Raw genomic sequence first — 24,794 nt, 5'->3', positions numbered from 1 at the left:
GCCACAAGAGGAAATTTCTCTTGTGGCAGGTATTTTTTGTATGAAAAAGTAAATAAATTTTAAGAGGTTGTGAAAAAGCTGCCCTGTATCAAGCAATAAGAACAGCCAAATAAAAACAACTTGTCCTGTTTTCCGTTCGGTTTCTCTTATACTCAGGTCAGGGCACTAATTTCACACCCTCTTACTTATTCTTCATCTGGTGTCATGACCATCGGTAAAATCATTGGATGTCTTTCTGTACGTTCGAATAAGAATGGCTGAAGTGCGCCAGTCATCGCTTCTTTCAATTTATATTCTGAACAGTCAGGTCCATTTAAACATTCTCTTAAAGCATGGAATAAGATTCGCTGAGCTTCATTGATCATTTCTCCTGATTCTCGCATGTAGACAAATCCACGAGAGAGAATATCTGGACCAGCCAAGATTTCTTTTTTCTTGATATCTACTGTTGCAACAGCTAATACAAGACCTTCTTCTGAAAGCAAGTGACGGTCACGTAAAACGACATTACCGATATCGCCGATCCCGCTACCATCGATATACACATCTCCAGCCACAAAATGCCCAGCAGGACGTGCAGAATCGCTAGTTAACGCTAAAACATCGCCATTTTCCATGATGAAGCAGTTTTCTGCAGGAACACCTACATCTTGTGCTAGAGAAGCATGGACTTTCAGCATGCGGAATTCTCCATGGACAGGGATAAAATATTTTGGTTTCATCAAGCGAAGCATCAATTTTTGTTCTTCTTGTCCACCGTGACCGGAAGTATGGATGTTATTGATTTTTCCATGGATTACTTCTGCGCCAGCTTCAGACAGCAAGTTGATCAAATGATTGACACTTGTTGTATTACCAGGGATAGGTGAACTTGAAAAGATCACTGTATCGTCTGGCTGGATTTGGATTTGACGGTGGGTACCATTTGCAATACGGCTCAAAGCGGCCATCGCTTCCCCTTGAGAACCTGTACATAGGATCATCGTTTCGTTAGCAGGCAAGCGATTGATTTCATGTGCATCTACAAATGTGCCGTCTGGAACTTTGATATATCCTAAACGTTGGCCATTGACAATGGCATTTTCCATGCTACGTCCGAAAACAGCGATTTTACGACCAGTCGCCACAGCGGCATCTGCTGCTTGCTGCAAACGGAAGATATTAGAAGCAAAGCTGGCAAAAATAATACGACCTTCGATTTTTGAAAAGATCTTCAAGATAGAATGACCAATCGTTTTTTCTGATTTAGTAAATGTTGGAATCTCAGCATTTGTACTATCAGATAAAAGGCACAAGACACCTTCTTCCCCGATACGAGCCATTTTATGCAAGTTTGCTGGTTCGCCGACGGGAGTGAAATCAAACTTGAAGTCTCCAGTCGCTACGATATTACCAGAAGGTGTTTTTACCACGATCCCTAATGCGTCTGGGATACTATGAGTCGTTCTGAAAAAGCTGACAGAAGTTTTTCTAAAACGAATAATCGTATCTTCATTGATTTCATGAAGCTCTGCCTCTCGAAGCAAGCCATGCTCATCTAATTTGTTCGTGATCAACGCTAATGCGAGAGGACCAGCATAGATAGGAATATTTGCTTGTTTTAGCAAGTAGGGTATTCCGCCGATGTGGTCTTCATGTCCGTGAGTAATCACTAGGGCTTTTACTTTGTGCAAGTTTTGTATGATGTAGCTGTAGTCGGGAATGACATAGTCAATTCCAAGTAGATCGTCTTCCGGGAACTTGATCCCGGCATCAATCAAAATGATTTCATCTTGGAATTGTACCCCATACGTATTTTTCCCGATTTCACCTAATCCACCAATAGCAAAGACGCCTGTCTCATTATTTTTGATGGAAAGTTTCATATTAAAACTCCACTAATGAGAAATCAGCATTTTCTTTTTCGTATTCTAGATGACTTCCTTCTAGAAGTTGAACGAATTCAATATTGTATGGGGTATTTTCTTCCACACGTTGGCGAGCGTCTACATCGCTTTTTGCCTCAATGTAAAGAGATTTTGTTTCTTCCCGTTTAGGGTTACGTACTTTTGTTTCTTGATAATAAACTTTATAGATCATTGTTTTGTCTCCTTTATCTGCGTAAAGCAGTGATTTAGCTAGTTGATTTTTTTAGACAACACAAAACGAGGGGACAAGCCACCTAGTTTTTCATATGCTTTGACTAGAATACTGGATTCGAGTCAAAGAGACAAGCCTCGTTTTTGCTCATCTGTTCGGATATTTTTTCAACCGTACCTTCTGTATAAAAAATATACAACAATTAATTGTTATTCTAGCATAAAACAGCAAATAAGTATAGAAATCAACTAGATTGAAAGAAAAAATCAACGTTTATCATTTTACTATAATCATAATGACTTTTTTATGAGAGAAGTGTTCTATTAATAGGTTCGTTGTGCTATCATTTTTAGTAATGAAAATGTAACAAAAGATTAAAAGGAGATGAGAAAGTGAAACTAATGTGGCATTATACCATGCGTTATAAGAAATTCTTGTTTTTCAATTTTATATGCGTATTCGGTTTTATTTTGATTGAATTAGGACTTCCTACGATTTTAGCGCGTATGATTGATGTAGGAATCCGCAATGGTGATTTTGATTATGTGAAACAGCAAGGGATATTTATGATCGTTATTACCGTAATCGGTATTATTTTGAATATCTTGTTAGGTTATTTTGGTTCGAGGATCACGACCAATATCGTAGCAGATATTCGAGATGACTTGTTCGAAAAGATCCAAAGCTATTCGCATCAGGAGTACGAAAATTTAGGCGTATCTTCCTTGATCACTCGTACAACAAATGATGCTTATCAGATCATGTTGTTCCTGCAAAATATTTTACGTATCGGTTTCATGGCGCCGATGATGTTCGTTGTCAGTTTGTACATGGTCATGCGTACAAGTGTGACACTCAGCTTGTATGTAGTAGGCGCATTGCCTTTGCTATTATTGGCGGTCGTAGCGATTGCTAAGGTGTCTGAGCCGTTATCTAAAAAACAACAAAAAAACTTAGATAAAATCAATAGTATCTTGCGTGAAAACCTTTCAGGATTGCGTGTGATTCGTGCATTCGTCAATGAAAAGTTTGAAGAAAAACGCTTTGCTGTAGTCAATGAGAATTATGCTGCTAGTTCGAAAAGCTTGTTCCGTTTGATGGCTGTTGCACAACCAGGTTTTTATTTCTTATTTAATATCGTGATGGTATTGATCATTTGGAGCGGGGCAGTGCAAATCGATGCTGGCGAACTTCGGGTAGGAGATTTGATTGCATTTATCGAGTATATATTCCATGCCTTATTCTCATTCATGTTATTTGCCAGTGTGTTCATGATGTATCCAAGAGCAGCCGTTTCAGCTGGACGTATCCAAGAGGCACTAGATGCCAAACCTTCGATTGTAGAAGATCCAAATGGTATATCGGATACGAAGACTAAAGGGTATATCGAATTTCAAAATGTAACATTTGCTTATCCAGGCCATTCGCAAGAGCCAGTGATTCGAAATGTCAGTTTTACAGCCTCTCCAGGAGAAACCGTTGCTTTTATTGGAAGTACCGGTAGCGGAAAATCTACGTTGATTCAATTGATTCCTCGCTTTTATGATGTGAGTGAAGGAAAGATCTTGGTCGATGGAGTAGACGTGAGAGATTATCGGTTAAGCAAGTTGCGAGACAAGATTGGGTTTATTCCGCAAAAAGCGCTGCTATTTACTGGAACGATTGCCGATAATTTGCGATACGGGAAAGAAGATGCCACACAAGAAGAAATGGAACGTGCAGCTGAGATTGCTCAAGCTTCAGAATTCATTTCTCGAAAACCAGATGGATTTGACGAACATTTATCAGAAGGTGGTTCCAATTTTTCAGGCGGACAAAAACAACGATTGGCAATAGCCAGAGCCATCATACGCCGTCCGGAAATCTATATTTTTGATGACAGCTTTTCTGCATTAGATTATCAAACGGATGCGAAGTTACGTGCTCGTCTGAAAAAAGAAACAACAGAGTCTACTGTATTGATCGTAGCACAACGTGTGGGAACGATTATGCATGCAGATAAGATCATCGTATTAAATGAAGGAGAAGTCGTCGGTATGGGGACACATCGGGAGTTGTTGGAAAAATGCCCGATTTATTATGATATTGCCGCTTCTCAATTATCAAAGGAGGAACTAGCATGAAAAAAACCTTTTCTTCCTTAAAACGTTTAGCTCGATATATCAGACCGTATCGTGGGACTTTTCTTCTAGTGATCCTATTTACAGTTCTGACAGTGGCTTTCAACGTGGCTTTGCCATATGTTACAGGACTTCCTACTACAGAAATCAGTCGTAATATTGCCAATGGCGAATCAATCAATTTTTCTTATATATTCAAATGTCTCATTTGGATCACAGTGGTCGGAATAGGGTATTGTATTTCGCAATTGCTTTCTGGGGTTTTGATGACAAATGTCGTTCAAAGTGCCATGCATGATTTGCGAAGAGACATAGAAGAAAAAATCAATCGTCTTCCGGTTTCATATTTCGATAAAAACCAGCAAGGAAATATTTTGTCTCGTGTGACGAATGATGTAGATGCAGTCAGCGGTGCTTTACAACAAGCTTTTATTGGTATCGTAAATGCGATATTGGGAATTACGTTGGCTGCAGCAATGATGTTTTATATCCAGCCGATGATGGCGCTGATCTCTATGATCATGATTCCAACATCGATCTGGATCTCCAAACGAGTGATCAATGCTTCGCAGAAATATTTTCAAAGCATGCAGAATTCGCTTGGTGAGCTAAACGGCTACGTTCAAGAAAATATGACAGGTTTCAGTGTATTGAAAGTATACGGACGCGAAAAAGAAACATTGGAAGGATTCAAAAAAGTAAATCACAGCTTGAAATACTTTGGATTCCGCGCAGCGTTCATTTCTGGGTTGATGATGCCATTAGTTCAACTAACTGCCTATGCTACTTATATTGGTATGGCTGTTCTAGGAAGTTTCTATGTTATTACTGGGGCGATTGTTGTTGGTCAACTTCAGGCATTCATCCAATATATTTGGCAAATCAGCCAGCCGATGGGGAATGTGACACAATTGTCTTCTGTTTTGCAAAGTGCATCAGCGGCAACAAAACGTGTATTCGAGATTTTAGATGAGCCAGAAGAAAAAGAAAACAAAGTAGATGTTTCACTGCCAGAAACGATTTTAGGAGATGTGACATTCGATCATGTCGATTTTGCGTATGATCCGAAGAAACCATTGATTCAAGATTTGAACTTTGAAGTGAAAGCAGGTCAAACCGTGGCTGTCGTCGGTCCAACCGGTGCCGGCAAGACGACCTTGATCAATCTATTGATGCGTTTTTACGACGTAGACAAAGGAGCTATCAGGATCGACGGGATTGATACCAAATCAATGAGCCGTAGTGATGTCCGTTCCCTGTTTGGTATGGTCTTACAAGATGCATGGCTCTATCAAGGAACGATTGCCGATAATATCCGTTTTGGAAAGCTTGATGCGACAGATTATGAAGTAGTAGATGCTGCAAAAACAGCAAACGTAGACCATTTTATCCGGACAATGCCAGATGGATATGAGATGGCCATCAATGCTGAGGGAGACAATGTGTCTTTAGGACAAAAACAGTTGCTGACGATTGCCCGAGCAGTGGTTTCAGATCCTAAAATTTTGATTTTGGATGAAGCGACAAGTTCAGTAGACACTCGTTTAGAAGCGTTGATTCAAAAAGCGATGGATCGCGTGATGGAGGGGCGGACAAGTTTTGTCATTGCTCACCGTTTATCGACGATACGCGATGCAGATCTGATTCTAGTGATGGACCAAGGTCAGATCATTGAAAAAGGAACACATGAGAGTTTGTTGGCACAAGGCGGATTTTATGAAAAACTGTATAACAGCCAATTTGCTGAGGAAGCAGGATAAATCATAGAAGGATAAAACAGTTTGAAACTTATTTTTTGTTCTCCTTTCTTGATAATGGTAAAGTAAGGTTATCAAAAAAAGTGAGGGCACGGAGATGGAACAGTTTTTAAATGAAAAAATCACTGAAGCCAAAAGAGAAATTGATCGTTTAACGCACGTCTGTCAGACAAAACCATTTGATTCAGCTGATTTTTTTGAAAATGAGTTTCAAATCGAACGCTTGGCAGCACAAATCGAAGTGTACGAATTAGTTTTGAAGAAAGTAATAGAAGAAAAGATAGAGGTACAATAAACAGGTAAAACGTCAGTTTACCAGATAGCGCAAATAAGCATCTGGACTGAGCAGGTTTTACCTGTTTTTTCTTATAAAATAAATATATGCTATGATACATTTATTCAATAGGATTAGTTTCTACAAAAAAACGAAAGGAGAAAATAGAGATGGAACGGTTTATAGCATCAAATGCTACAGTGATTGGTGACGTGACATTGTCAGAAGATGTGACGATCTGGTATCAAGCAGTTTTACGCGGGGACATTAATTGGATAAAAGTAGGACAAAGAACGAATATCCAAGATGGTACAATCGTCCATGTCGATCATGATGCACCTGTAGATATTGCGGAGAATGTGACGGTAGGACATCAGTGCATGCTACACGGCTGTACAATCGAAAAAGGGGCGCTGATCGGGATGGGAACCACGATATTGAATCATGCGGTTATTGGTGAGAATAGTTTGATTGGTGCTGGATCATTAGTAACAGAAGGAAAAGTTATTCCTCCTAATGTCTTGGCTTTTGGTCGTCCAGCTAAAGTGATCCGGCCTTTGACAAAAGAAGAAATCCAAAAAAACAAAGAAAACATCCAGCATTATGTCGAAATAGGTCGGATGCATGCGCAAGGAAAATTCAAGGAGCAAAGATAGGCAGTAGCATCCATAAAAATAAAAAAAGGATGGTCAGTTTGAGCTGGCCATCCTTTTTTTGGTTTAGATAAGAGAGCTTAAAAAGCTTCCTTTGAAACAGATTAATTTAATGAAGAACTGTTTTCCATGACTTCATCGATCAATCCATATGCTTTTGCTTGTTCAGCTGTCATATAGTTGTCACGGTCTGTATCTTTTTCAATCACTTCAAGCGGTTGGCCAGTGCGTTCAGCTAGAATTTTGTTTAAGCGTTCGCGTGTTTGTAAAATATGACGTGCCGCAATTTCGATTTCAGTTGCTTGACCTTGAGCGCCGCCAAGAGGTTGATGGATCATGATCTCAGCATTTGGTAAAGCAAATCGTTTCCCTTTTGTACCAGCTGTCAGCAAGAAGCTTCCCATTGAAGCAGCCATACCCATAACGATTGTTTGGACATCAGCTTTGACAAAGTTCATTGTATCGTAGATAGCCATACCTGCTGTAACTGAACCACCAGGAGAATTGATATAAAGATAGATATCTTTTTCAGAATCTTGAGCATCTAAGAAAAGCAATTGGGCGATGATCGAATTAGCAAGATCATCAGTTACTTGGCCGCTTAACATGATGATACGGTCTTTCAATAAACGTGAGTAGATATCGTAAGCTCTTTCGCCTCGTGATGATTGTTCAATGACTGTAGGAATTAAATTCATAATAGAGTTCCTCCTTGGTTTCGTTTAGAAATAGTGTACCATAATTTAGTTTCTAATACCTAAAAAGTAGTATACATTTTTGGTCAAAAAAGGTCAAATAAAAAACTTAGGCAAATTAGTCGCATAAACCTGCTTTATGGTATGATAAGCAGAGAAGCAAAACAAGGAGGAACAACAGATTGATAGTTGGTATTACCGGTCTTATCGGCGTGTTGACGGGTGCTGTAGTTGTCTATATCGGCATGATACTGCAAATGCGTCACTTAGAAAATAAAGAACAGCGTAGACGTGAATTGGAATTGAAAGTCAAAGAAATCGAGACGCTGAACCAATTAAATAAAAAGATCAACGAGATCTTGCAAAAACGGACGACGCTGATGGAAGAATATGTCAGCTTTGATGCATTCGATGATTGTTATATCACGATTGACGATTTTGCGTATCTCCAATCATTTTCAGCGCAGAATAGTTTTTATCTGCCAAATTATATTTTAGATGAGCTGTTTAAGAATATCTCCCATCGAAAAGTGATTTTATCTCCAGATGAAACAATGAAGATTGGTGGATATGCTTATAAAGGCGGACGCGTGATTTTAGAGAATTTTACGGATAGTTTGACTGAAATGATCAATGAAAAAAAAGCACAGTTGAAGACTATGACGCGCCAGCCGATTGGTTTCTTCTCGAAAGATGATGTTTGGAGCTGATATTTTGAAGTATTGCCGTTGCACATGAGAGCGTGGCAATGCTTTCTTTTTTTCTTAATGATACAATAGAACTGAACGGAGTGAAGAAAGATGTTACAAATCTATGCTCATCGCGGAAGCAGCGGTACCCACCCAGAAAATACCCTTCCTGCATTTGCAGAAGCTGTACGAGTAGGTGCAGATGGTATCGAATTAGATGTTCATCTAAGCAAAGATGGTTATTTGATCGTTATGCATGACGAAGAAGTGGATCGGACGACTAACGGTAAAGGGCTGATTCGAGAAAAAACATTGGAAGAACTCAAAAAATTGAATGCAGGAGGCAAATTCAGCAAAGAATTTCCAGCAGCTAAAGTCCCTGAATTGAAAGAAGTTTTAGGACTGCTTCTCCAAAAAAATTACCGAGGGATGCTGATGATCGAAATTAAAACTGATCAGTATGAATATCCCGGTATCGAAGAAAAATTGGCCGAAACATTAAAAAGCAGAGATTGGCCTTTTCAACATGCATATTGCAGCTTTCATTTGGCTTCTTTGGAAAAAATCGCGTTATTGGAACCAGAGATACAGTTGGACTTATTGATGAGTACTTCTGATAAAAAGATCCAACTAGCAGCAGAAACCCCTTATATAGAAGGAGTACATCCAAAAAATACTTGGTTGTTCGAACATCCAGGCCAAGCAGCTGATTTTCCAAAAGCAATTCGTGCATGGACGATCAACGATGAAGAAGAAATGGCCAAATGTCAAGAACTCAAAATAGATGGAATAATAACTGATTTTCCGGAGAAAGCTCTTCGGTGGAAACAAACAACGAAAAGTAGGTAAAATATGGAAAAAGTATTAGTGATCGTCGGTCCGACAGCAGTCGGTAAAACAGCGCTAAGTGTGGAACTCGCACAACTATTTGGTGGAGAGATCATCAGCGGTGATTCATTGCAAATCTATAAAAATCTGGATATCGGTACAGCAAAAATCAAAGAAGAAGAGATGAATGATGTTCCGCATCATTTGATTGATGTGATCGAACCTACTCAACATTACTCAGCCGCTGATTTTCAGCGTTCAGGTCGACAATTGATTACTGAGATTGCGAACCGAGAGCATCTACCTATCATAGCTGGTGGCACGGGTCTGTATATCCAATCTCTTCTATACGATTACCAGTTAGGGGCGACAGAAGAAGCGAATCCTGAGATTAGAAAAAAGTATGAAACGTTAACCGAGACAATTGGTTCCCAAGCGTTATGGAATCAGTTGAAAGAAAAAGACCCGGCAGCTGCTGAGAAAATCCACTGGAACAATCAACGCAAAGTGATAAGAGCTCTGGAAGTTTTGGAGACGACAGGGCATAGTATCACGGCACCTAAAGAAGAGCCAAAGCGATTATATGATTACCTCATGATTGGGTTAGATACGAAGCGTGATGTCCTGTATGATCGAATCAATCACAGAGTCGATTTGATGCTAGCAGAAGGCTTGGTAGCAGAAGCACGTAAGGTATATGAGCTTGGAGAAGTCCAAGCCAGTCAAGGGATTGGATATAAAGAATTTTTCCCTTATTTTGAAGGGAAAGAAACATTGGAAGAAGCAACAGAACAAGTCAAACTACATTCGAGAAGATACGCGAAACGTCAGTTAACGTGGTTTCGTAACCGTTTGGATGCACAGTGGTTTGATCTTATAAGTGAGCCAAATCAAAAAAGTCAGATTGAGCAAACAATCAAAAAATGGCTGGAGGCGGAATAAAATGGAAGAAAAAGTAATCATCGTAGGGGTAGAAACCGAAGCAAACCAGCGTTACTTTTCAGAGTCAATGGAAGAGCTAGTTCAGCTGACGAACACCGCATCAGGAGAAGTTGTATTCACAATTACACAGAAAAGACCACAAGTAGATCGGCAAACGATTATCGGGAAAGGGAAATTACAAGAATTAGTTCAACAAGCAGATGCGCATGAAGCGGATTTGATCATCTTTAATCATGAACTGACTCCGAGACAGAGTCAACTGATTACGGATGCTGTTGGCCTTCCGGTGATTGATCGAGTACAGCTGATCCTAGATATTTTTGCGATGCGTGCTCGTTCGAAAGAAGGAAAGCTGCAAGTTGAACTTGCTCAGTTAGAATATCTTCTGCCTCGTTTAGTGGGGCAAGGAAAAACATTGTCTCGTCTTGGTGGTGGGATTGGAACAAGAGGACCAGGGGAAACAAAGTTAGAAACAGACCGCCGACATATACGGAATAAAATTTTTGCTGTTAAGAAAGAATTGAAAGAAGTAGAAGCCCATCGAGAGCGCAACCGTCAAAAAAGAAAAAACAGTGAGATTTTTCAGATTGGTCTTATAGGCTACACGAATGCTGGAAAATCAACCATCTTGAATTTATTGACACAAGCGGATACTTATTCAAAAGATCAGTTGTTTGCAACGTTAGATCCATTGACTAAAAGATGGCGTTTTGCTGAAGGATTTGAGATTACAGTAACAGATACCGTCGGGTTCATCCAAGATCTGCCTACACAACTGATCGATGCTTTCCATTCTACACTAGAAGAAAGTCAGAATATGGATCTTTTGTTGCATGTAGTCGATGCCAGTTCTCCAGATCGCATTTTACAGGAGCAGACTGTACTAAAATTGATGGATGAATTGAATATGAAAGAAATGCCGATACTGACTGTTTACAATAAGGCAGACCAGATTGATCCAGCGATGTTTACGCCCACATTATTCCCTAATGTCTTGATTTCTGCTCAAACGAAAGAAGGGAAGACGGCATTGATCGAAGCAATCAAGCGTCAACTGATGGAACTGATGACACCTTATACACTGTCTGTGCCAAGCAATGAAGGACAGAAATTAAGTGAGTTGAGAAGACAAACGATGGTTTTGGACGAAGCCTACATGGAAGAATCAAACGAGTATGAAGTGAGAGGATTTGCAAAAAATGATTCGAAATGGTTAAGAAAAAGCAAATAAAATCTTGTTTTTTTACAATAAAAATCACTGGGAAAGAATAGCATAGTACAATAAAAGTAAAAGGTATCTGGTACGAAAATCAACTAGATACCTTTTTTTGCGTTCATATTTTTTGTTATTTTATAAAAAAATAGAGGTCTCATGTTAGAAAACCTAACATATGCAGTTGACAATATTTTTTTTAATTGGTACACTTTAGCCAACTTATAAAACGAAAGGGGACGTCTGATGGGAGAAAAGGAATTGCGCCGATCTATGTCCGTATTTCCAATTGGTACAGTTATGAAGCTGACTGATTTGTCTGCTCGGCAAATTCGCTACTATGAAGAACAAGATTTAGTTCATCCGGAACGAAGTGAAGGAAATCGCCGCATGTATTCGTTGAATGATATCGATATGCTGCTTGAGATCAAAGATTATCTTTCAGACGGGTTAAACATGGCTGGGATCAAACGTGTATACGAAATGGCACAGGCGAAAAAACAAGAAGCAAAAAGCAAGAAGCCGTTGACAGATCATGACGTTCGACAAATTTTTCGTGATGAGATTTTGGCGCAAGGTGGGTTAAGCAAAACAGGTCATTATCAGTCGCAAGGATTGCAAAGACAATTCTTTGACTGAATAAATTAAAAAAGGAAGAGGGATACCATGGTAAAGAAACAGATAACAGGTGAAGAGATCAAACGAATCATTGAGGAAGAAAACGTACGATTTTTACGATTGATGTTCACAGACATCTTAGGTACGATCAAAAATGTAGAAGTTCCAGTGAGCCAGATCGATAAAGTGTTAGAAAACAAAATGATGTTTGACGGTTCTTCGATTGAAGGATTTGTTCGAATTGAAGAAAGCGATATGTATTTGTATCCAGATCTCTCTACTTGGATGATCTTCCCATGGGAAAGTGCTCATGGAAAAGTTGCTCGTTTAATTTGTGATATCTATAATCCGGATGGAACACCATTTGCCGGCGATCCTCGCGGGAATTTGAAACGAGCATTGAAAGACATGCGCGACCTTGGTTTTACCTCTTTCAATTTAGGACCTGAACCAGAATTCTTCTTATTTAAATTAGACGAAGACGGTGGGATTACAACGACCTTGAATGATAAAGGTGGTTATTTTGATTTTGCACCAACAGATTTAGGTGAAAATTGCCGCCGTGACATCGTGTTGGAATTAGAAAGCTTAGGCTTTGAAGTGGAAGCTTCACATCATGAAGTAGCGCCAGGACAGCATGAAATTGACTTTAAATATGCAGATGTGGTAGATGCTTGTGATAATATCCAAACCTTCAAGCTCGTTGTCAAAACGATTGCACGCAAGCACGGACTTCACGCAACTTTCATGCCGAAACCGTTATTTGGAATCAATGGTTCTGGTATGCATTGCAATATGTCTTTGTTCAATGATGAAGGTAATGTCTTCTATGATAAAGACGGTGAATTGGAACTAAGTGAAACAGCGTATCATTTCTTAGGCGGGTTGCTGAAACATGCTCGTGCCTATACAGCCGTTTGCAATCCAACAGTCAATTCGTATAAACGTCTCGTTCCAGGTTATGAAGCGCCTGTTTATGTCGCGTGGAGCGGTCGTAATCGTTCGCCATTAGTACGTGTACCAGAATCTCGCGGATTGTCCACACGTTTGGAATTGCGTTCAGTTGATCCATCTGCAAACCCATACTTGGCAATGGCAGTGTTATTGCAAGCAGGACTAGACGGTATCCGTAATCAGATCACACCGCCAGCCGCTGTTGACCGTAACATTTATGTCATGGATGAGGAAGAAAGAGAAGCTGCACATATCCAAGATTTACCTTCAACTATCCATAATGCTATCAAGGAATTACGTAAGGATAATGTAATGATTGATGCATTAGGACAACATATCTTCTCAAATTTTGTTGAAGCAAAACGTCTCGAATGGGCAGCATTCAGACAAACTGTTTCCGAGTGGGAAAGAGAACAATATCTAGAACTTTATTAAAACAGGAATAACGTGAATTAGAGGTTGTGAAATCAGCGTTTTGACCTGAGTGTTAGAGAAACAAACGGCAAAATAGTTCCTCATATTTTGACGTTTGTTGAGCTAATGTCGAGGGTCAGCTGATTGAACACCGTTTATTTAGAAATAAGGGGGGCACGACGTTTGTCGCCCTCCTTATTTTTTTATCTATTGTTTCACTTGAAATTTTTCAGTAAGATTTCCTGATTTGCTTAAGTTTAACGTTAGCCATGTTTATCTCAAGCCTACTATGTGGGTTAAATTTTTTTGCACTCATAAAGGACTTAAGAAATAATTTCTCAAAGGATACCGAAAAAGAAAAATTGTAAGCGGATAGCCTTCATTTGAGTACTTGACTTTCCCTCAGTCAGCTTGTATTATACACCTTGGGCACCCTTTTAAAGGGTCAGAAGTTTACAGAAATTTCGGCTCCCTATTCTTATTGAAGAATAGGGAGCTTTGTTTATTTTCTGAGACTTTTCCTGCACATAAATTAAAAAGGAGTTTTTGAACTTATGACAAAATATATTTTTGTGACCGGCGGTGTCGTTTCATCAATCGGAAAAGGGATTGTTGCAGCTTCTTTAGGACGCTTATTGAAAAACCGCGGCTTAAAAGTAACTATCCAAAAATTTGATCCATACATCAATGTGGATCCAGGGACGATGAGCCCATATCAGCACGGAGAAGTATTCGTAACAGATGATGGTGCTGAAACAGATTTGGATCTGGGCCACTACGAACGTTTTATTGACATCAATTTGAACAAATACTCCAACGTGACGACAGGAAAAATCTATTCTGAAGTTTTGCGTAAAGAACGTAAGGGCGAATACTTGGGAGCAACAGTTCAAGTTATTCCTCATATTACAAATGAGATCAAAGAAAAAATCATGCGAGCAGCTAAAATGACTGATTCAGATGTGATCATTACAGAAGTAGGAGGAACAGTAGGGGATATAGAATCTTTGCCATTCCTTGAAGCACTTCGTCAAATGAAAGCAGATGTCGGTACAGATAATGTTATGTATATCCATACAACATTGATCCCTTACTTGAAAGCTGCTGGAGAAATGAAAACTAAACCAACACAGCACAGTGTAAAAGAGCTACGCGGTTTAGGTATCCAACCGAATATTTTGGTGGTACGTACAGAGCAACCTGTTTCTCAAAGCGTGAAAAACAAATTGGCACAATTTTGTGATGTCGAGCCAGAAGCAGTCATCGAGTCGCCAGATGTAGATACACTTTACTCCATCCCGTTAGTTTTACAAGCACAAGGAATGGATCAAATCGTTTGCGACCATTTGAAATTAGATACACCAGAAGCAGACATGACAGAATGGAAAGAATTAGAAGAACGTGTCTTGAACTTGAAGAAAAAAGTACGGATCGCACTTGTCGGTAAATACGTCGAGTTACCAGATGCATATATCTCAGTAGTTGAAGCATTGAAACATTCTGGATTCGCCTATAATTCAGATATCGAGATCGATTGGATCAAAGCACAAGAATTAACGAGAGAAAATGTAGAAGAACGTTTGAAAGATGCAGATGGAATCTTAGTTCCTGGCGGTTTCGGCGATCGCGGAGTAGAAGGGAAAATCGAAGCGATTCGTTATGCTCGCGAAAATGACGTTCCGTTTTTAGGGATTTGTCTTGGTATGCAGATGGCTTGTGTCGAATTTGCACGTAACGTCGTTGGGTTGGAAGATGCGGCATCAGCTGAAACGAATCCAGATACAGCAAACAACATTATTGATTTAATGGCTGACCAGGAAAACATCGAGAATTTGGGTGGAACTTTACGCCTTGGATTATACCCATGTAAAATCAAAAAAGGAACGAAGACGGCTGAAGCATATGATGGAGCTGATGTTGTGCAAGAACGCCACCGTCACCGCTATGAGTTCAACAACAAATATCGTCAAATGTTTGAAGAACAAGGGTTAGTCTTTTCAGGTGTCTCACCAGATAACCGTTTAGTAGAAATCGTAGAACTGCCAGAGAAGAAATTCTTTGTGGGATGCCAATTCCACCCAGAATTGATTTCTCGTCCAAATCGTCCGCAAAAATTAATCAAAGCATTTGTCGGAGCATCATTAGCAGATCATGAAACAAAATAATTTTTTAGCTTGATAGAAAGAGAAAAGCAGCAAGAGAAGGGGATAAGCAATTTTCTTGTCACTTTTCTCTTTTTCTGATTTGTTATTATTAATAGGAAAAAAGATAGGAAGTAAAAGACTTTTTTTGAGTAAAGAGCGATTAAGCATTTTATTTTTTGCAAAAAACTTCTTGAAAATTTTCATTTTCATTGATTTTAGTAGAAAACTACCGAAATGTTTGGTAAAATAGGGTCGTTGGTTAAGAATTGTCTTAACAAATTTAGTTTTACAAAACTTAGGAGGAATTTTATTATGCCAGTAGTATCAGGAGCTGAATTTTTAAAAGCTGCTCGTAAAGGCGGTTACGCTGTCGGCGGGTTCAACACAAACAACTTGGAATGGACTCAAGCAATTCTTGAAGCGGCTGAAGCAAAACAAGCACCAGTACTTATCCAAACATCAATGGGTGCAGCTAAATACATGGGTGGTTACAAAATCTGTAAAGATTTGATCACTGATTTAGTTGAAGCAATGAACATCACTGTTCCAGTTGCTATCCACTTAGACCATGGTGACTACGAAGCTGCTTTGGAATGTATCGAACTAGGCTATACTTCAGTAATGTTCGATGGTTCACATCTACCATTCGAAGAAAACTTGAAATTAGCTAAAGACGTTGTTGAAAAAGCACACGCAAAAGGCATCTCAGTTGAATGTGAAGTTGGTTCAATCGGCGGAGAAGAAGACGGAATCATCGGTAACGGCGAATTAGCTGACATCGAAGAATGCAAACAAATGGTTGCTACAGGTATCGACTACTTAGCTTGCGGTATCGGTAACATCCACGGTCAATATCCAGAAAACTGGAAAGGATTAGCATTTGACCACTTACAAGCAATTGCTGATGCTGTAGGTCCAGACATGCCTTTAGTATTACATGGCGGATCAGGTATTCCTCAAGATCAAATCGAAAAAGCTATCTCAATGGGTATCTCAAAAGTAAATGTTAACACTGAATTCCAATTATCATTTGCTGCAGCTACTCGTAAATATATCGAAGCTGGTAAAGATAAAGAAGGTAAAGGATTCGACCCTCGTAAATTATTAGCTCCAGGTAAAGCAGCAATCGTTGAAGATGCGAAAGCTCATATCGACTGGTTTGGTTCAGCTAACAAAGCGTAAGCATCCACATAACAGATACGATGTATAGGAATGGAGAACGACTTTTGAAGTCGTTCTCCATTCTTTTTTACTTAAAACGGCAGACCATGCTCGTTTCTTTTTTTTATCTATGATAAAATACAAGCATATCCATGAAAAAAGATTAATAAACAAGGTGGAAACAGATGAAAAAAATCGTAATCAAAGGAAACCAACCTTTAGCTGGTGAAGTAACGATCAGCGGTGCAAAAAATAGTGCAGTCGCATTGATTCCAGCTGCAATCTTAGCTGATTCCCCAGTGATTTTGGAAGGTGTGCCGGACATACAAGATGTTCATTCATTAATTGAAATATTAGAGATCATGGGCGCAACGGTCCATTTTTCCAACAACATATTAGAAATTGATCCGCGGGAAATCGTATCGGTTCCGATGCCGCACGGAAAAATCAATAGTTTGCGTGCGTCTTATTATTTTATGGGAACACTGCTTGGTAAATTTGGCGAAGCGGTAGTAGGCCTGCCTGGAGGCTGTTATTTAGGTCCTAGACCGATTGATTTACACGTCAAAGGATTTGAAGCTCTAGGTGCTGAAGTGACAAATGAACATGGTGCCATGTATTTACGGACAAAAAATGAAGAGTTGCATGGCAATCGGATTTTTATGGACGTGGTTTCAGTCGGAGCTACAATCAATGTGATGTTAGCTGCTGTAAAAGCAAAGGGACAGACAGTAATTGAAAACGCTGCACGAGAACCGGAAATCATCGACGTGGCAACTTTACTGAATAATATGGGGGCAAAAGTTCGAGGAGCGGGTACAGATGTGATCCGTATCGAAGGAGTCGAAGCATTACATGGCTGTCGTCATTTCATGATTCCTGACCGTATCGAAGCAGGAACCTATCTGGCATTAGCAGCTGCAGCAGGAAAAGGTATCAAAGTGAAAAATGTGATTTTTGAACATTTGGAAAGTTTTATAGCAAAATTGCAGGAAATTGGCGTCCATATGAAAATCAGCGAAGATGAAATCGAAGTTTACCCCTCAAAAGAATTAAAAGCCGCAAATATCATGACCTATCCTTATCCAGGATTTGCCACAGATCTGCAGCAACCACTCACTGCGTTGCTATTGATGACCGCAGGCACTTCAGAAATCATCGATACGATCTATGCGAAACGGGTGAATCACGTGCCTGAATTAGCTCGAATGGGCGCTGATATTACCGTGGAAGGAAATATGATCATCGTGAATGGTCCAAATAAACTTCACGGGACAGAAGTCGTGGCTTCCGATCTTCGGGCAGGTGCTTGTTTAGTGATTGCCGGACTATTAGCAGAAGGAACAACGACGATTTATAACGTAGATTATATCTTACGCGGTTATGATCATATTATCGAGAAACTAACAGCCTTAGGGGCATCAATCGAAATGATAGAGGAAGTGGGAGCTGAATGAGCGATTATTTGACAATGGCAGAACTAGAGAACAAAACGTTAAAAGAAGTTTATAGTTATGCCAAAGAATTTAAAATTCCTTATTACAGTAAGATGAACAAAAAGGAATTATCTCTAGCTGTGATTCGTGCACAAGCTGAGAAACAAGGATTTTATTATATGGAAGGGATATTAGATATCGTTGGTCAAGATGGTTACGGTTTTTTACGGCCAATCAATTATGGACCAAGTGCAGAAGATATCTATATTTCTGCCTCACAAATCAGACGATTCAGTTTGAGAAATGGGGACAAGGTGGCAGGAAAAGCCCGTCCACCTAAAGAATCGGAACGTTATTATGGTTTGATGCACGTGGAAAGCGTTAATGGAAAAGATCCGGAAGAAGCAAAAGAACGTCCGCATTTTCCAGCCTTAACACCTCTTTATCCGCAAAGACAGCTTCAATTGGAAACAACACCGCAAAGACTATCTACCCGAATGATCGATATCTTCTCTCCAATCGGTTTTGGTCAGCGTGGATTGATCGTCGCACCACCAAAAGCAGGAAAAACTTCTGTATTAAAAGAAATCGCAAATGGTATCACCGAAAACTATCCGGAAGTAGAATTGATCGTTCTACTGATTGATGAACGACCGGAAGAAGTAACGGACTTAGAACGAAGCGTGAAAGGCGACGTGGTATCTTCTACATTTGATCTGCAGCCGCAAAACCATACTCGAGTTTCTGAATTAGTATTGGAACGCGCAATGCGTTTAGTCGAAGATAAACGAGATGTCGTTATCTTGATGGATAGTATTACTAGACTTGCTCGGGCCTATAACTTAGTCGTTCCACCAAGCGGACGTACATTGAGTGGCGGGATTGACCCAGCCGCATTGTATAAACCTAAGAAGTTTTTCGGGGCGGCAAGAAACATCGAAGAAGGTGGCAGTTTGACGATTTTAGCGACCGCTTTAGTCGATACAGGAAGCCGCATGGATGACGTGATCTATGAAGAATTCAAAGGAACTGGAAATCTAGAATTACAACTTTCACGCGAGTTATCCGAACGTCGGATCTTCCCAGCCATCGATATCAAAAAATCAGGTACCCGAAAAGAAGAATTATTGATGCCAAGTGAAGAACTAGAAGAAATTTGGAAACTTCGAAAAAATATGACTGGAGATTCATTAGAATATACGGAACAACTGATCCGCTTTTTGCGTAAAACAAAAAACAATCAGCAATTTTTCAAAGAATTTCAAGATGTCTCCTTTGGTAAAAAAAATCCGACCAGAAATCTGAAAAGATAATTGCAACCTTGACTGAAACATGTTAAGATGTTAATGTTGTAAATCGACAAATCAACTCTGGTTCAGCAAATGGAGCAGGGCAAAGGAGCGAAAAAATCATGAAAGAAAACATCCATCCAGATTACCACCCAGTAGTATTCATGGATTCAACAACTGGTTTCAAATTCTTGTCAGGTTCAACAAAAACTTCACAAGAAACAGTTGAATGGGAAGACGGTAATACATACCCAGTCATCCGTGTCGAAGTAACTTCTGACTCACATCCATTCTACACTGGACGTCAAAAATTCACACAAGCAGACGGACGTGTGGACCGTTTCAACAAAAAATACGGTCTCAAAGACGCAAACGCTGCGGAATAATAAAAACGCTGATAACTCAACGTTTAGCAGACTATCCGATAGGGATAGTCTGTTTTTTTCGTTTTTGACCATAATGAATAGATGGATATCGTTACTCAAAAATGGGTGGGATACAGTAAATTTTTTCGAATTTTATTAAATCAAATTTAAATTCATTGATTAAACTATCCATCTCTAATAATTCTAGTCCTTGTAAAATTTTCATTATTCGTTTTCGTCCTTTGATGCTATCTCCTTCTATATGACAGATTAATGCCTTATAAAATTGAATGGATATCTGAGTATCTTTTGCAAACAATAATCTATGATGAGTAGCTTCAAATTTTTGTAAGTATTGTTTAGAAAAGTGAATATTTTTGCGTTCTAACATTAAAAGAAAAGCATTATTATAAAGACTGGATAATATCGGATGGAATATTTCAAAATCGTTGTATTTTTCAATTTTGCGTTCGATTTCTGTAAGCCTTTGGGAAATATAGTTTGTATCAAAAAGAAACAGTAATGAGCTAAAACTGATCATTTCAAATCTTCCCCACTCATTTACTTTTTCTAAATAATTGGCAAAGTGATCCAGGTGTTCTTTATCATTTTTATTCAGCTTACGTTTTTCTATGGGCAGAGTATACCAATCAAAAGTTTTTATGATTAAATAGTTGCGAATATCAACAATGTCTCGTGTAGTATTTGCTTTTTTTCGAATGATTTCTAAAGTATACTTCCGTGATCCTCTATTCTCTCTAGTAGCTTTAATAAAATCTTTTATCTTTTTATTTTTCTTTCGTATGCTATCAAATTCTAGATATAAGACAAATTCATCCATGGTTATATTCAATTTATCAAGAAATTCCAATAAAATAACAAAAGGTATGCTATTTTTTCCAGTTTCATATCTAGATAATGTATTTCTTGTTGTTATTTTGTGAGCTAAATTTTTTTGAGAGATACCTCTTTCTACACGCAATTTCTTAAGCAATTCCCCGCTATCCATATCACCGCTCCGTTCTTTTATAATTGTTATGCGCAAATTAATCACAAAATGAAAATAATACGTATTTTTAATCATAATAACATAGTAGATAAAATAAAAACACGGGAGGTGTGTATTTAATATTGAAAATCGGGGATAGGTTGTTATCTGGAGTGAACTGTTAATTGGCCCCTTGATTATTGGGAAAGAAACTTGTTCTTATGAGGACTATCAGGCACAATTACTTCCTATTGTGGTCGATTATCGAAGACAGCAGCTTATATAGGCGCAGGATTAATCAATCGTATAATTTATTTCCTAATACTAGATACGTTAGCATATATTGGTGAGGATGCACAATTACCAATCAATTCTGTGTTCAAAATGAATACTTATACTTTAGCATTAGAAACCTATAAAATTTATAAAGGAGTAGATTGTAATGAAAGTAGAAGCTAAAAATATATCTAAAAGTTACAAAAGAAAACCTGTACTTAATGATATCTCATTTACAATTAAGGACAATGAAATAATTGCTATTGTTGGACCAAATGGTATGGGAAAAACAACATTACTAGAAATAATGATGACGCTTAGAAATTTTGATAGTGGCAGTATGATTTTAATGAATGACATTGTGGAAAATAGAAATCTAAATAAAATTAGAAAAAAAATTGGTGTAATTCTTCAAGAGGGAGGAATGTACTCTTATCTGAAGACAGAAGAAATTTTAACATTATTTGCAAGTTTTTATAATATTGATAAACCTAGAATAGATGAAGTAATACAAATATTTGATTTAACTTCACATCTATCTATAAAATTTCAAGCCTTATCTGGGGGTTGGAAACAACGAGTACTGTTAGCAATTACTTTTTTACACAAACCAGAATTACTTTTTTTAGATGAGCCTACAACAGGGTTGGACCCAGCAGCTTCAGAGAATTTATGGAAAGCAATTAAAATTGCTAAAGGAGAAGGTGCAACTATCATTCTTTCTACGCACTCTATGGAAGAAGTAGATATGTACTCTGATAGGGTTATGGTTTTAAATAAAGGAAAAATCGCCAGTTATGATACTCCTGATTATATTAAACAACAATATAATGCAAAATTTTTCAAAGAGGCCTATTTTAAAATTCTAAAGGAGGTTTCTGCATGTTAACAGCATCATTTAGGAACTTAGTAAAATATGATTTTATTGTTTTTTTCAGAGAACCATTTTTTGCCTTGCCAATATTATTACTTCCTGGGATTTTCTTTTATGTATTTATGTCAATTTTTAAAATGCAGGCAGGCTCTGTGGAAGGCTTCGATATCTATATACCTACGTATGGGCTCCTTATTTCTTTTTTAGTCCTATTTTTTAATATGGGAATGCAGTTTGTGACCGAGAAAGAAAATGGCGTTCATAAACGACTGATACTTTCTTCTATCAATAAAAAGCACATTGTGTATGCTTATCTTATTAGAGGAATCACTTTATCTTTTATTGGTTTAGTAGAGATTTGTTTAATTGCTAAGTTAGCTTTTGATATGGAAATGACAAAATACTTCTTTTCTTTTTTACTAGGATATTTATTAATCATTTTTCTACTACTATTGATAAGCATATCTGTGCATGATTTATTTAAATCTACTAAGCAGGTACTACCATTTACAATTATTACATTCCAATATGTTCTATTTGGGTCGGGACTCATGTTTCCGGTTAGTTCTGCTCCTGAATTTTTAAAGGTTATTATCTACATTAATCCTTTTTATCATATGAATAAAATTTTGGTGAGTCTCTGGAAAGGTCATTTGAATAATATACCTTTATCAAGTATTGTATGTTTACTAGTTATCACGATAGGTTGTTTTTCTCTTGTTAGATACAATAGTTTAAAAAAAGAATCATAAATTCTCAATCATTCTTTATACGTAAACAACCGTGGATCTTTGTCAAGTCGGGCCGATAGGATTATCTGTGAAGATCCAAGTTAGTAAAAATTATTAGCTTTGATATTTTTTTGATAGCTAATTATCCCACTAATTAGAAAATCTGTAAGCACATATTGATGAAATCTGATTTGTTTAATGAAGAGTTTTTTCAAACAGGTATATTTAGTATGAATAATATTCTACCTGAGATAAAGACAGAAGTGTTAAAATCAAAGCTTGAAGGTTCTGATACTTTCTTATTATATGTAGGTAGACCGACTTGTATTCAATGCCAAGAAATCGAACCTACCCTTCGGAACATATTAAAAAGTGTAGAAATAAAAGCCAGCTACTATAGAACTGATATAGCTCGAAACGAAGATGAAAAGAGCTTAGAGGAAGTAGCTGAAAAGCTTGATTTAACTGTAGTACCCTCATTATTAATCATTTCTAAAGGTGTTTTAGTTGATAGATTAGATGGTGTTTACACTGAAAAAGCTATTTCTGAATTTTTAGAAAATAATAAAACTATTTTTGAGGAGGATGCATAGTTGTTTATCCCTATATATAGCATGATACTTCTAGGCTTATTTTTAGTATTTTGTCTTTACGCTCTGAAAATACTTCAAAAAAATAATGATGATACGCGACGACAAATAGCACAATTAAGAAAAGATATTGAGTTGATCTTGGAAAAAATTAGGGAAAATAATTAAAATGGTGGATTTACGTTACTTAGAGAATTATTCTAAGCGAGTGTTTTTGTTAGCGGTTTCGTTTGTCTCTGGATGCTTTATCAGTCCTAGCGAATTAAAATTAAGTAATTTCAATTTTCGTACATTGACAAATGAGTGCGAGAACAAATTTATTTTTAGCTTATCTACGGATAGTCAAACTATTGATAGGTTATCCAAAGCGTATGGACAAAAGTATCTAAACTTGGATTTTCTTGAAAATCAAGGGGAAACTTCATGGTGTGCAGCATACGCTACTACAAATAGCATTAGGGGTGTTAGGAGTGAAGTATAAAAAAATTTCTTCTCTTATTCTAGTAACAATATTATTATGTACGGCTTGTTCTTCTCCCGCTAGTCAACCGAAGAAAAAAGAACTAGAATTATCAAAGGAAGAATGGGAGCAGCTAACTTTTTTTTGTGGAGAATGGGTATATACGGGAGATGAATCAATGTGGACAATCAACATTGATAAACATTCAATAGACATTTCGTATGATAAACACCAGTTTAATGGTGCTTTCACAGGCATAAAAGTAAATGATGGGTTGACGATATATTGTGAAGATAATCAATGGGCCTACACATTGGATAAGAGAGATGATGAGCGTATATTCGTTATACGCAGTAAGCTAGATTCTGGAACGACTTCAAATGCGATGGGAATAGAGTTAACGAAAAAGCAAAGAAATTAGAATAATTATAAATGAGAGCAAATTTAAGAGTTTGCTATAAGACAAGTGATAAAAACACCTTATATTAACGAAATGAAGAGTGGGTATTTCGAAGTAAAATACCATTTACCTAAAATTAGAAGCTAAGCTTTCCTTTCAAGGAAGGCTTTTTGTTTTGTTATAGAATTGCGATTGTTTATGAGCTGAATCGTTCATTTTAATGACTTATACACGCGAATGATGGGTCTTTTTCCTCTGTTCATTCATAATATTGAACGATACAGCTAGCGATGCTATACTGACCTCAGTTCCAAGAAAACGTTAACATTTTTTGTGGGGGAGAGGTTTTATATGAGGTTTGATCAATTGATCGCAGAAGAACTGATTGTTTTCGATCCATCGATAGATTCAAAAGGATCATTATTTGAGCGAATAGGGGATGTGTTGGAAAAAACAAATAAGGTAAGAAATGTTCAAAAAGTCGTTAAGGCACTATTCAAACGAGAGGAGGAGATCTCCACAGGGATAGAAGATGGATTTGGGATTCCCCATGCAAAAAGCAAGTATGTGACAAAACCAGCGCTGTGTTTTTTTCATACAGCCAAATTAACGGACTATAGCGGGATAGACGGAATGCCAATTGAATATATTTTTGCCATCGTAGTTCCTGAAAAATCAGCAGATATGCATCTAGAGATTCTCAGCACACTCTCCAGACGATTGATGAATGCAGATTTTAGAAAGGGAATAAAAGAAGCCACTACGCCAGCAGATATCATCAGACAGATTAGTCAAGAATGAAAATAGTAGAGTCTTTGTCCGAGTAGCGATAGTAAAGAAAAAG

At 37.9% G+C, this 24,794-nt stretch carries 25 protein-coding genes; 20 read left to right on the top strand and 5 right to left on the bottom strand.

Translation table 11 applies throughout. The annotated features are described in order from the left end of the window. Positions 1-185: 185 nt before the first annotated feature. Both rnjA and HMPREF2988_RS03350 read right to left on the bottom strand, forming a co-directional pair. On the bottom strand, positions 186-1,865 hold the full coding sequence (gene rnjA, locus HMPREF2988_RS03355) for a ribonuclease J1 (RefSeq protein WP_002310218.1): 1,680 nt from the start codon (positions 1,863-1,865) through the stop codon (positions 186-188). Between the two features lies 1 nt (position 1,866). After that, complete coding sequence (locus HMPREF2988_RS03350) at positions 1,867-2,079, bottom strand: DNA-directed RNA polymerase subunit epsilon (protein ID WP_002287947.1); 213 nt, start codon at positions 2,077-2,079, stop codon at positions 1,867-1,869. Positions 2,080-2,471: 392 nt separating this feature from the next. Here HMPREF2988_RS03350 and efrA point away from each other — a divergent pair, with 392 nt between their 5' ends. The 4 genes from efrA (at position 2,472) to HMPREF2988_RS03330 (ending at position 6,886) form a co-directional block, all read left to right on the top strand. After that, the gene (gene efrA / locus HMPREF2988_RS03345; protein ID WP_002328986.1) at positions 2,472-4,202 is read left to right on the top strand and encodes a multidrug efflux ABC transporter subunit EfrA; all 1,731 of its coding nucleotides are present in this window, start codon (positions 2,472-2,474) and stop codon (positions 4,200-4,202) included. Then, positions 4,199-5,959 (top strand): multidrug efflux ABC transporter subunit EfrB, encoded by a 1,761-nt coding sequence (efrB, locus tag HMPREF2988_RS03340; protein WP_002335505.1) that lies wholly within the window; start codon positions 4,199-4,201, stop codon positions 5,957-5,959. The genes efrA and efrB overlap by 4 nt, the downstream gene beginning before the upstream one ends. A gap of 94 nt (positions 5,960-6,053) precedes the next feature. Further along, a complete protein-coding gene (locus tag HMPREF2988_RS03335) occupies positions 6,054-6,251 on the top strand; it encodes a hypothetical protein (protein WP_002315450.1) in 198 nt (65 codons plus the stop codon). 149 nt (positions 6,252-6,400) lie between these two features. Next, on the top strand, positions 6,401-6,886 hold the full coding sequence (locus HMPREF2988_RS03330) for a gamma carbonic anhydrase family protein (RefSeq protein ID WP_070769987.1): 486 nt from the start codon (positions 6,401-6,403) through the stop codon (positions 6,884-6,886). 101 nt (positions 6,887-6,987) lie between these two features. Here HMPREF2988_RS03330 and clpP read toward each other — a convergent pair whose 3' ends face one another. Continuing rightward, entirely contained in the window at positions 6,988-7,581 is a 594-nt protein-coding gene (gene clpP, locus HMPREF2988_RS03325; protein ID WP_002289402.1) for an ATP-dependent Clp endopeptidase proteolytic subunit ClpP, read from the bottom strand. Positions 7,582-7,760: 179 nt separating this feature from the next. Between clpP and HMPREF2988_RS03320 the strand changes: the two genes are divergently transcribed. From HMPREF2988_RS03320 to HMPREF2988_RS03290, 7 genes are all read left to right on the top strand, one after another. After that, positions 7,761-8,288 carry a CAP domain-containing protein gene (locus HMPREF2988_RS03320; RefSeq protein WP_002289403.1) on the top strand — a complete coding sequence of 176 codons (528 nt, stop codon included), beginning with the start codon at positions 7,761-7,763 and terminating at the stop codon, positions 8,286-8,288. 90 nt (positions 8,289-8,378) lie between these two features. Beyond that, a complete protein-coding gene (locus HMPREF2988_RS03315; RefSeq protein WP_070769986.1) occupies positions 8,379-9,116 on the top strand; it encodes a glycerophosphodiester phosphodiesterase in 738 nt (245 codons plus the stop codon). A 3-nt stretch (positions 9,117-9,119) separates the two neighbouring features. Continuing rightward, entirely contained in the window at positions 9,120-10,037 is a 918-nt protein-coding gene (gene miaA / locus HMPREF2988_RS03310; protein ID WP_070769985.1) for a tRNA (adenosine(37)-N6)-dimethylallyltransferase MiaA, read from the top strand. A gap of 1 nt (position 10,038) precedes the next feature. Beyond that, complete coding sequence (gene hflX / locus HMPREF2988_RS03305; RefSeq protein ID WP_002290340.1) at positions 10,039-11,268, top strand: GTPase HflX; 1,230 nt, start codon at positions 10,039-10,041, stop codon at positions 11,266-11,268. A gap of 228 nt (positions 11,269-11,496) precedes the next feature. Continuing rightward, positions 11,497-11,889 (top strand): MerR family transcriptional regulator, encoded by a 393-nt coding sequence (locus HMPREF2988_RS03300; RefSeq protein ID WP_002290339.1) that lies wholly within the window; start codon positions 11,497-11,499, stop codon positions 11,887-11,889. Between the two features lie 27 nt (positions 11,890-11,916). Next, positions 11,917-13,257 (top strand): type I glutamate--ammonia ligase, encoded by a 1,341-nt coding sequence (gene glnA, locus HMPREF2988_RS03295; protein WP_002287001.1) that lies wholly within the window; start codon positions 11,917-11,919, stop codon positions 13,255-13,257. 533 nt (positions 13,258-13,790) lie between these two features. After that, on the top strand, positions 13,791-15,401 hold the full coding sequence (locus HMPREF2988_RS03290) for a CTP synthase (RefSeq protein ID WP_002310226.1): 1,611 nt from the start codon (positions 13,791-13,793) through the stop codon (positions 15,399-15,401). On the opposite strand, the gene HMPREF2988_RS13940 is transcribed toward HMPREF2988_RS03290, so the two are convergent. Then, positions 15,378-15,590, bottom strand: coding sequence for a hypothetical protein (locus HMPREF2988_RS13940; RefSeq protein WP_080263695.1), 213 nt, complete (start codon positions 15,588-15,590; stop codon positions 15,378-15,380). The two genes, HMPREF2988_RS03290 and HMPREF2988_RS13940, sit on opposite strands and share 24 nt — an antisense overlap. 102 nt (positions 15,591-15,692) lie before the next feature. Between HMPREF2988_RS13940 and HMPREF2988_RS03285 the strand changes: the two genes are divergently transcribed. From HMPREF2988_RS03285 to HMPREF2988_RS03270, 4 genes are all read left to right on the top strand, one after another. Continuing rightward, positions 15,693-16,562, top strand: a complete 870-nt coding sequence (locus HMPREF2988_RS03285) for a class II fructose-bisphosphate aldolase (protein ID WP_002290335.1) — start codon at positions 15,693-15,695, stop codon at positions 16,560-16,562. 164 nt (positions 16,563-16,726) lie between these two features. After that, positions 16,727-17,998 (top strand): UDP-N-acetylglucosamine 1-carboxyvinyltransferase, encoded by a 1,272-nt coding sequence (locus HMPREF2988_RS03280; protein WP_070769984.1) that lies wholly within the window; start codon positions 16,727-16,729, stop codon positions 17,996-17,998. Continuing rightward, positions 17,995-19,290, top strand: a complete 1,296-nt coding sequence (gene rho, locus HMPREF2988_RS03275) for a transcription termination factor Rho (protein ID WP_002290332.1) — start codon at positions 17,995-17,997, stop codon at positions 19,288-19,290. The genes HMPREF2988_RS03280 and rho overlap by 4 nt, the downstream gene beginning before the upstream one ends. 98 nt (positions 19,291-19,388) lie before the next feature. Next, on the top strand, positions 19,389-19,652 hold the full coding sequence (locus HMPREF2988_RS03270; protein WP_002290330.1) for a type B 50S ribosomal protein L31: 264 nt from the start codon (positions 19,389-19,391) through the stop codon (positions 19,650-19,652). A 91-nt stretch (positions 19,653-19,743) separates the two neighbouring features. On the opposite strand, the gene HMPREF2988_RS03265 is transcribed toward HMPREF2988_RS03270, so the two are convergent. Beyond that, on the bottom strand, positions 19,744-20,640 hold the full coding sequence (locus HMPREF2988_RS03265) for a helix-turn-helix domain-containing protein (RefSeq protein WP_070769983.1): 897 nt from the start codon (positions 20,638-20,640) through the stop codon (positions 19,744-19,746). 421 nt (positions 20,641-21,061) lie between these two features. On the opposite strand from HMPREF2988_RS03265, the gene HMPREF2988_RS03260 reads away from it, so the two are divergent. The 5 genes from HMPREF2988_RS03260 (at position 21,062) to HMPREF2988_RS03235 (ending at position 24,751) form a co-directional block, all read left to right on the top strand. Then, entirely contained in the window at positions 21,062-21,784 is a 723-nt protein-coding gene (locus HMPREF2988_RS03260; protein ID WP_070769982.1) for an ABC transporter ATP-binding protein, read from the top strand. Further along, positions 21,778-22,521, top strand: a complete 744-nt coding sequence (locus tag HMPREF2988_RS03255) for an ABC transporter permease (RefSeq protein ID WP_070769981.1) — start codon at positions 21,778-21,780, stop codon at positions 22,519-22,521. Before HMPREF2988_RS03260 ends, HMPREF2988_RS03255 begins: the two co-directional genes overlap by 7 nt. Before the next feature lie 158 nt (positions 22,522-22,679). After that, positions 22,680-23,093 carry a thioredoxin family protein gene (locus tag HMPREF2988_RS03250; protein WP_257243292.1) on the top strand — a complete coding sequence of 138 codons (414 nt, stop codon included), beginning with the start codon at positions 22,680-22,682 and terminating at the stop codon, positions 23,091-23,093. A 467-nt stretch (positions 23,094-23,560) separates the two neighbouring features. Then, positions 23,561-23,971: a hypothetical protein gene (locus HMPREF2988_RS13835; RefSeq protein ID WP_257243291.1), complete on the top strand. Its 411-nt coding sequence runs from the start codon at positions 23,561-23,563 to the stop codon at positions 23,969-23,971. Between the two features lie 330 nt (positions 23,972-24,301). Then, positions 24,302-24,751, top strand: coding sequence for a PTS sugar transporter subunit IIA (locus HMPREF2988_RS03235; protein ID WP_002372778.1), 450 nt, complete (start codon positions 24,302-24,304; stop codon positions 24,749-24,751). The last annotated feature ends 43 nt before the right edge of the window (positions 24,752-24,794 follow it).

This window comes from Enterococcus sp. HMSC061C05 (assembly GCF_001814765.1).
GTDB lineage: Bacteria > Bacillota > Bacilli > Lactobacillales > Enterococcaceae > Enterococcus_B > Enterococcus_B lactis.
This window is presented reverse-complemented; position numbering and strand designations above follow the sequence as displayed.

Coding starts and splice junctions, on each gene's coding strand:
- rnjA (WP_002310218.1), bottom strand. CDS start 1,865: ATGAAACTTTCCATCAAAAATAATGAGACAGGCGTCTTTGCTATTGGT.
- HMPREF2988_RS03350 (WP_002287947.1), bottom strand. CDS start 2,079: ATGATCTATAAAGTTTATTATCAAGAAACAAAAGTACGTAACCCTAAA.
- efrB (WP_002335505.1), top strand. CDS start 4,199: ATGAAAAAAACCTTTTCTTCCTTAAAACGTTTAGCTCGATATATCAGA.
- HMPREF2988_RS03335 (WP_002315450.1), top strand. CDS start 6,054: ATGGAACAGTTTTTAAATGAAAAAATCACTGAAGCCAAAAGAGAAATT.
- HMPREF2988_RS03330 (WP_070769987.1), top strand. CDS start 6,401: ATGGAACGGTTTATAGCATCAAATGCTACAGTGATTGGTGACGTGACA.
- clpP (WP_002289402.1), bottom strand. CDS start 7,581: ATGAATTTAATTCCTACAGTCATTGAACAATCATCACGAGGCGAAAGA.
- HMPREF2988_RS03315 (WP_070769986.1), top strand. CDS start 8,379: ATGTTACAAATCTATGCTCATCGCGGAAGCAGCGGTACCCACCCAGAA.
- miaA (WP_070769985.1), top strand. CDS start 9,120: ATGGAAAAAGTATTAGTGATCGTCGGTCCGACAGCAGTCGGTAAAACA.
- hflX (WP_002290340.1), top strand. CDS start 10,039: ATGGAAGAAAAAGTAATCATCGTAGGGGTAGAAACCGAAGCAAACCAG.
- HMPREF2988_RS03300 (WP_002290339.1), top strand. CDS start 11,497: ATGGGAGAAAAGGAATTGCGCCGATCTATGTCCGTATTTCCAATTGGT.
- glnA (WP_002287001.1), top strand. CDS start 11,917: ATGGTAAAGAAACAGATAACAGGTGAAGAGATCAAACGAATCATTGAG.
- HMPREF2988_RS03290 (WP_002310226.1), top strand. CDS start 13,791: ATGACAAAATATATTTTTGTGACCGGCGGTGTCGTTTCATCAATCGGA.
- HMPREF2988_RS13940 (WP_080263695.1), bottom strand. CDS start 15,590: ATGAAAATGAAAATTTTCAAGAAGTTTTTTGCAAAAAATAAAATGCTT.
- HMPREF2988_RS03285 (WP_002290335.1), top strand. CDS start 15,693: ATGCCAGTAGTATCAGGAGCTGAATTTTTAAAAGCTGCTCGTAAAGGC.
- HMPREF2988_RS03280 (WP_070769984.1), top strand. CDS start 16,727: ATGAAAAAAATCGTAATCAAAGGAAACCAACCTTTAGCTGGTGAAGTA.
- rho (WP_002290332.1), top strand. CDS start 17,995: ATGAGCGATTATTTGACAATGGCAGAACTAGAGAACAAAACGTTAAAA.
- HMPREF2988_RS03270 (WP_002290330.1), top strand. CDS start 19,389: ATGAAAGAAAACATCCATCCAGATTACCACCCAGTAGTATTCATGGAT.
- HMPREF2988_RS03265 (WP_070769983.1), bottom strand. CDS start 20,640: ATGGATAGCGGGGAATTGCTTAAGAAATTGCGTGTAGAAAGAGGTATC.
- HMPREF2988_RS03260 (WP_070769982.1), top strand. CDS start 21,062: ATGAAAGTAGAAGCTAAAAATATATCTAAAAGTTACAAAAGAAAACCT.
- HMPREF2988_RS03255 (WP_070769981.1), top strand. CDS start 21,778: ATGTTAACAGCATCATTTAGGAACTTAGTAAAATATGATTTTATTGTT.
- HMPREF2988_RS03250 (WP_257243292.1), top strand. CDS start 22,680: ATGAAATCTGATTTGTTTAATGAAGAGTTTTTTCAAACAGGTATATTT.
- HMPREF2988_RS03235 (WP_002372778.1), top strand. CDS start 24,302: ATGAGGTTTGATCAATTGATCGCAGAAGAACTGATTGTTTTCGATCCA.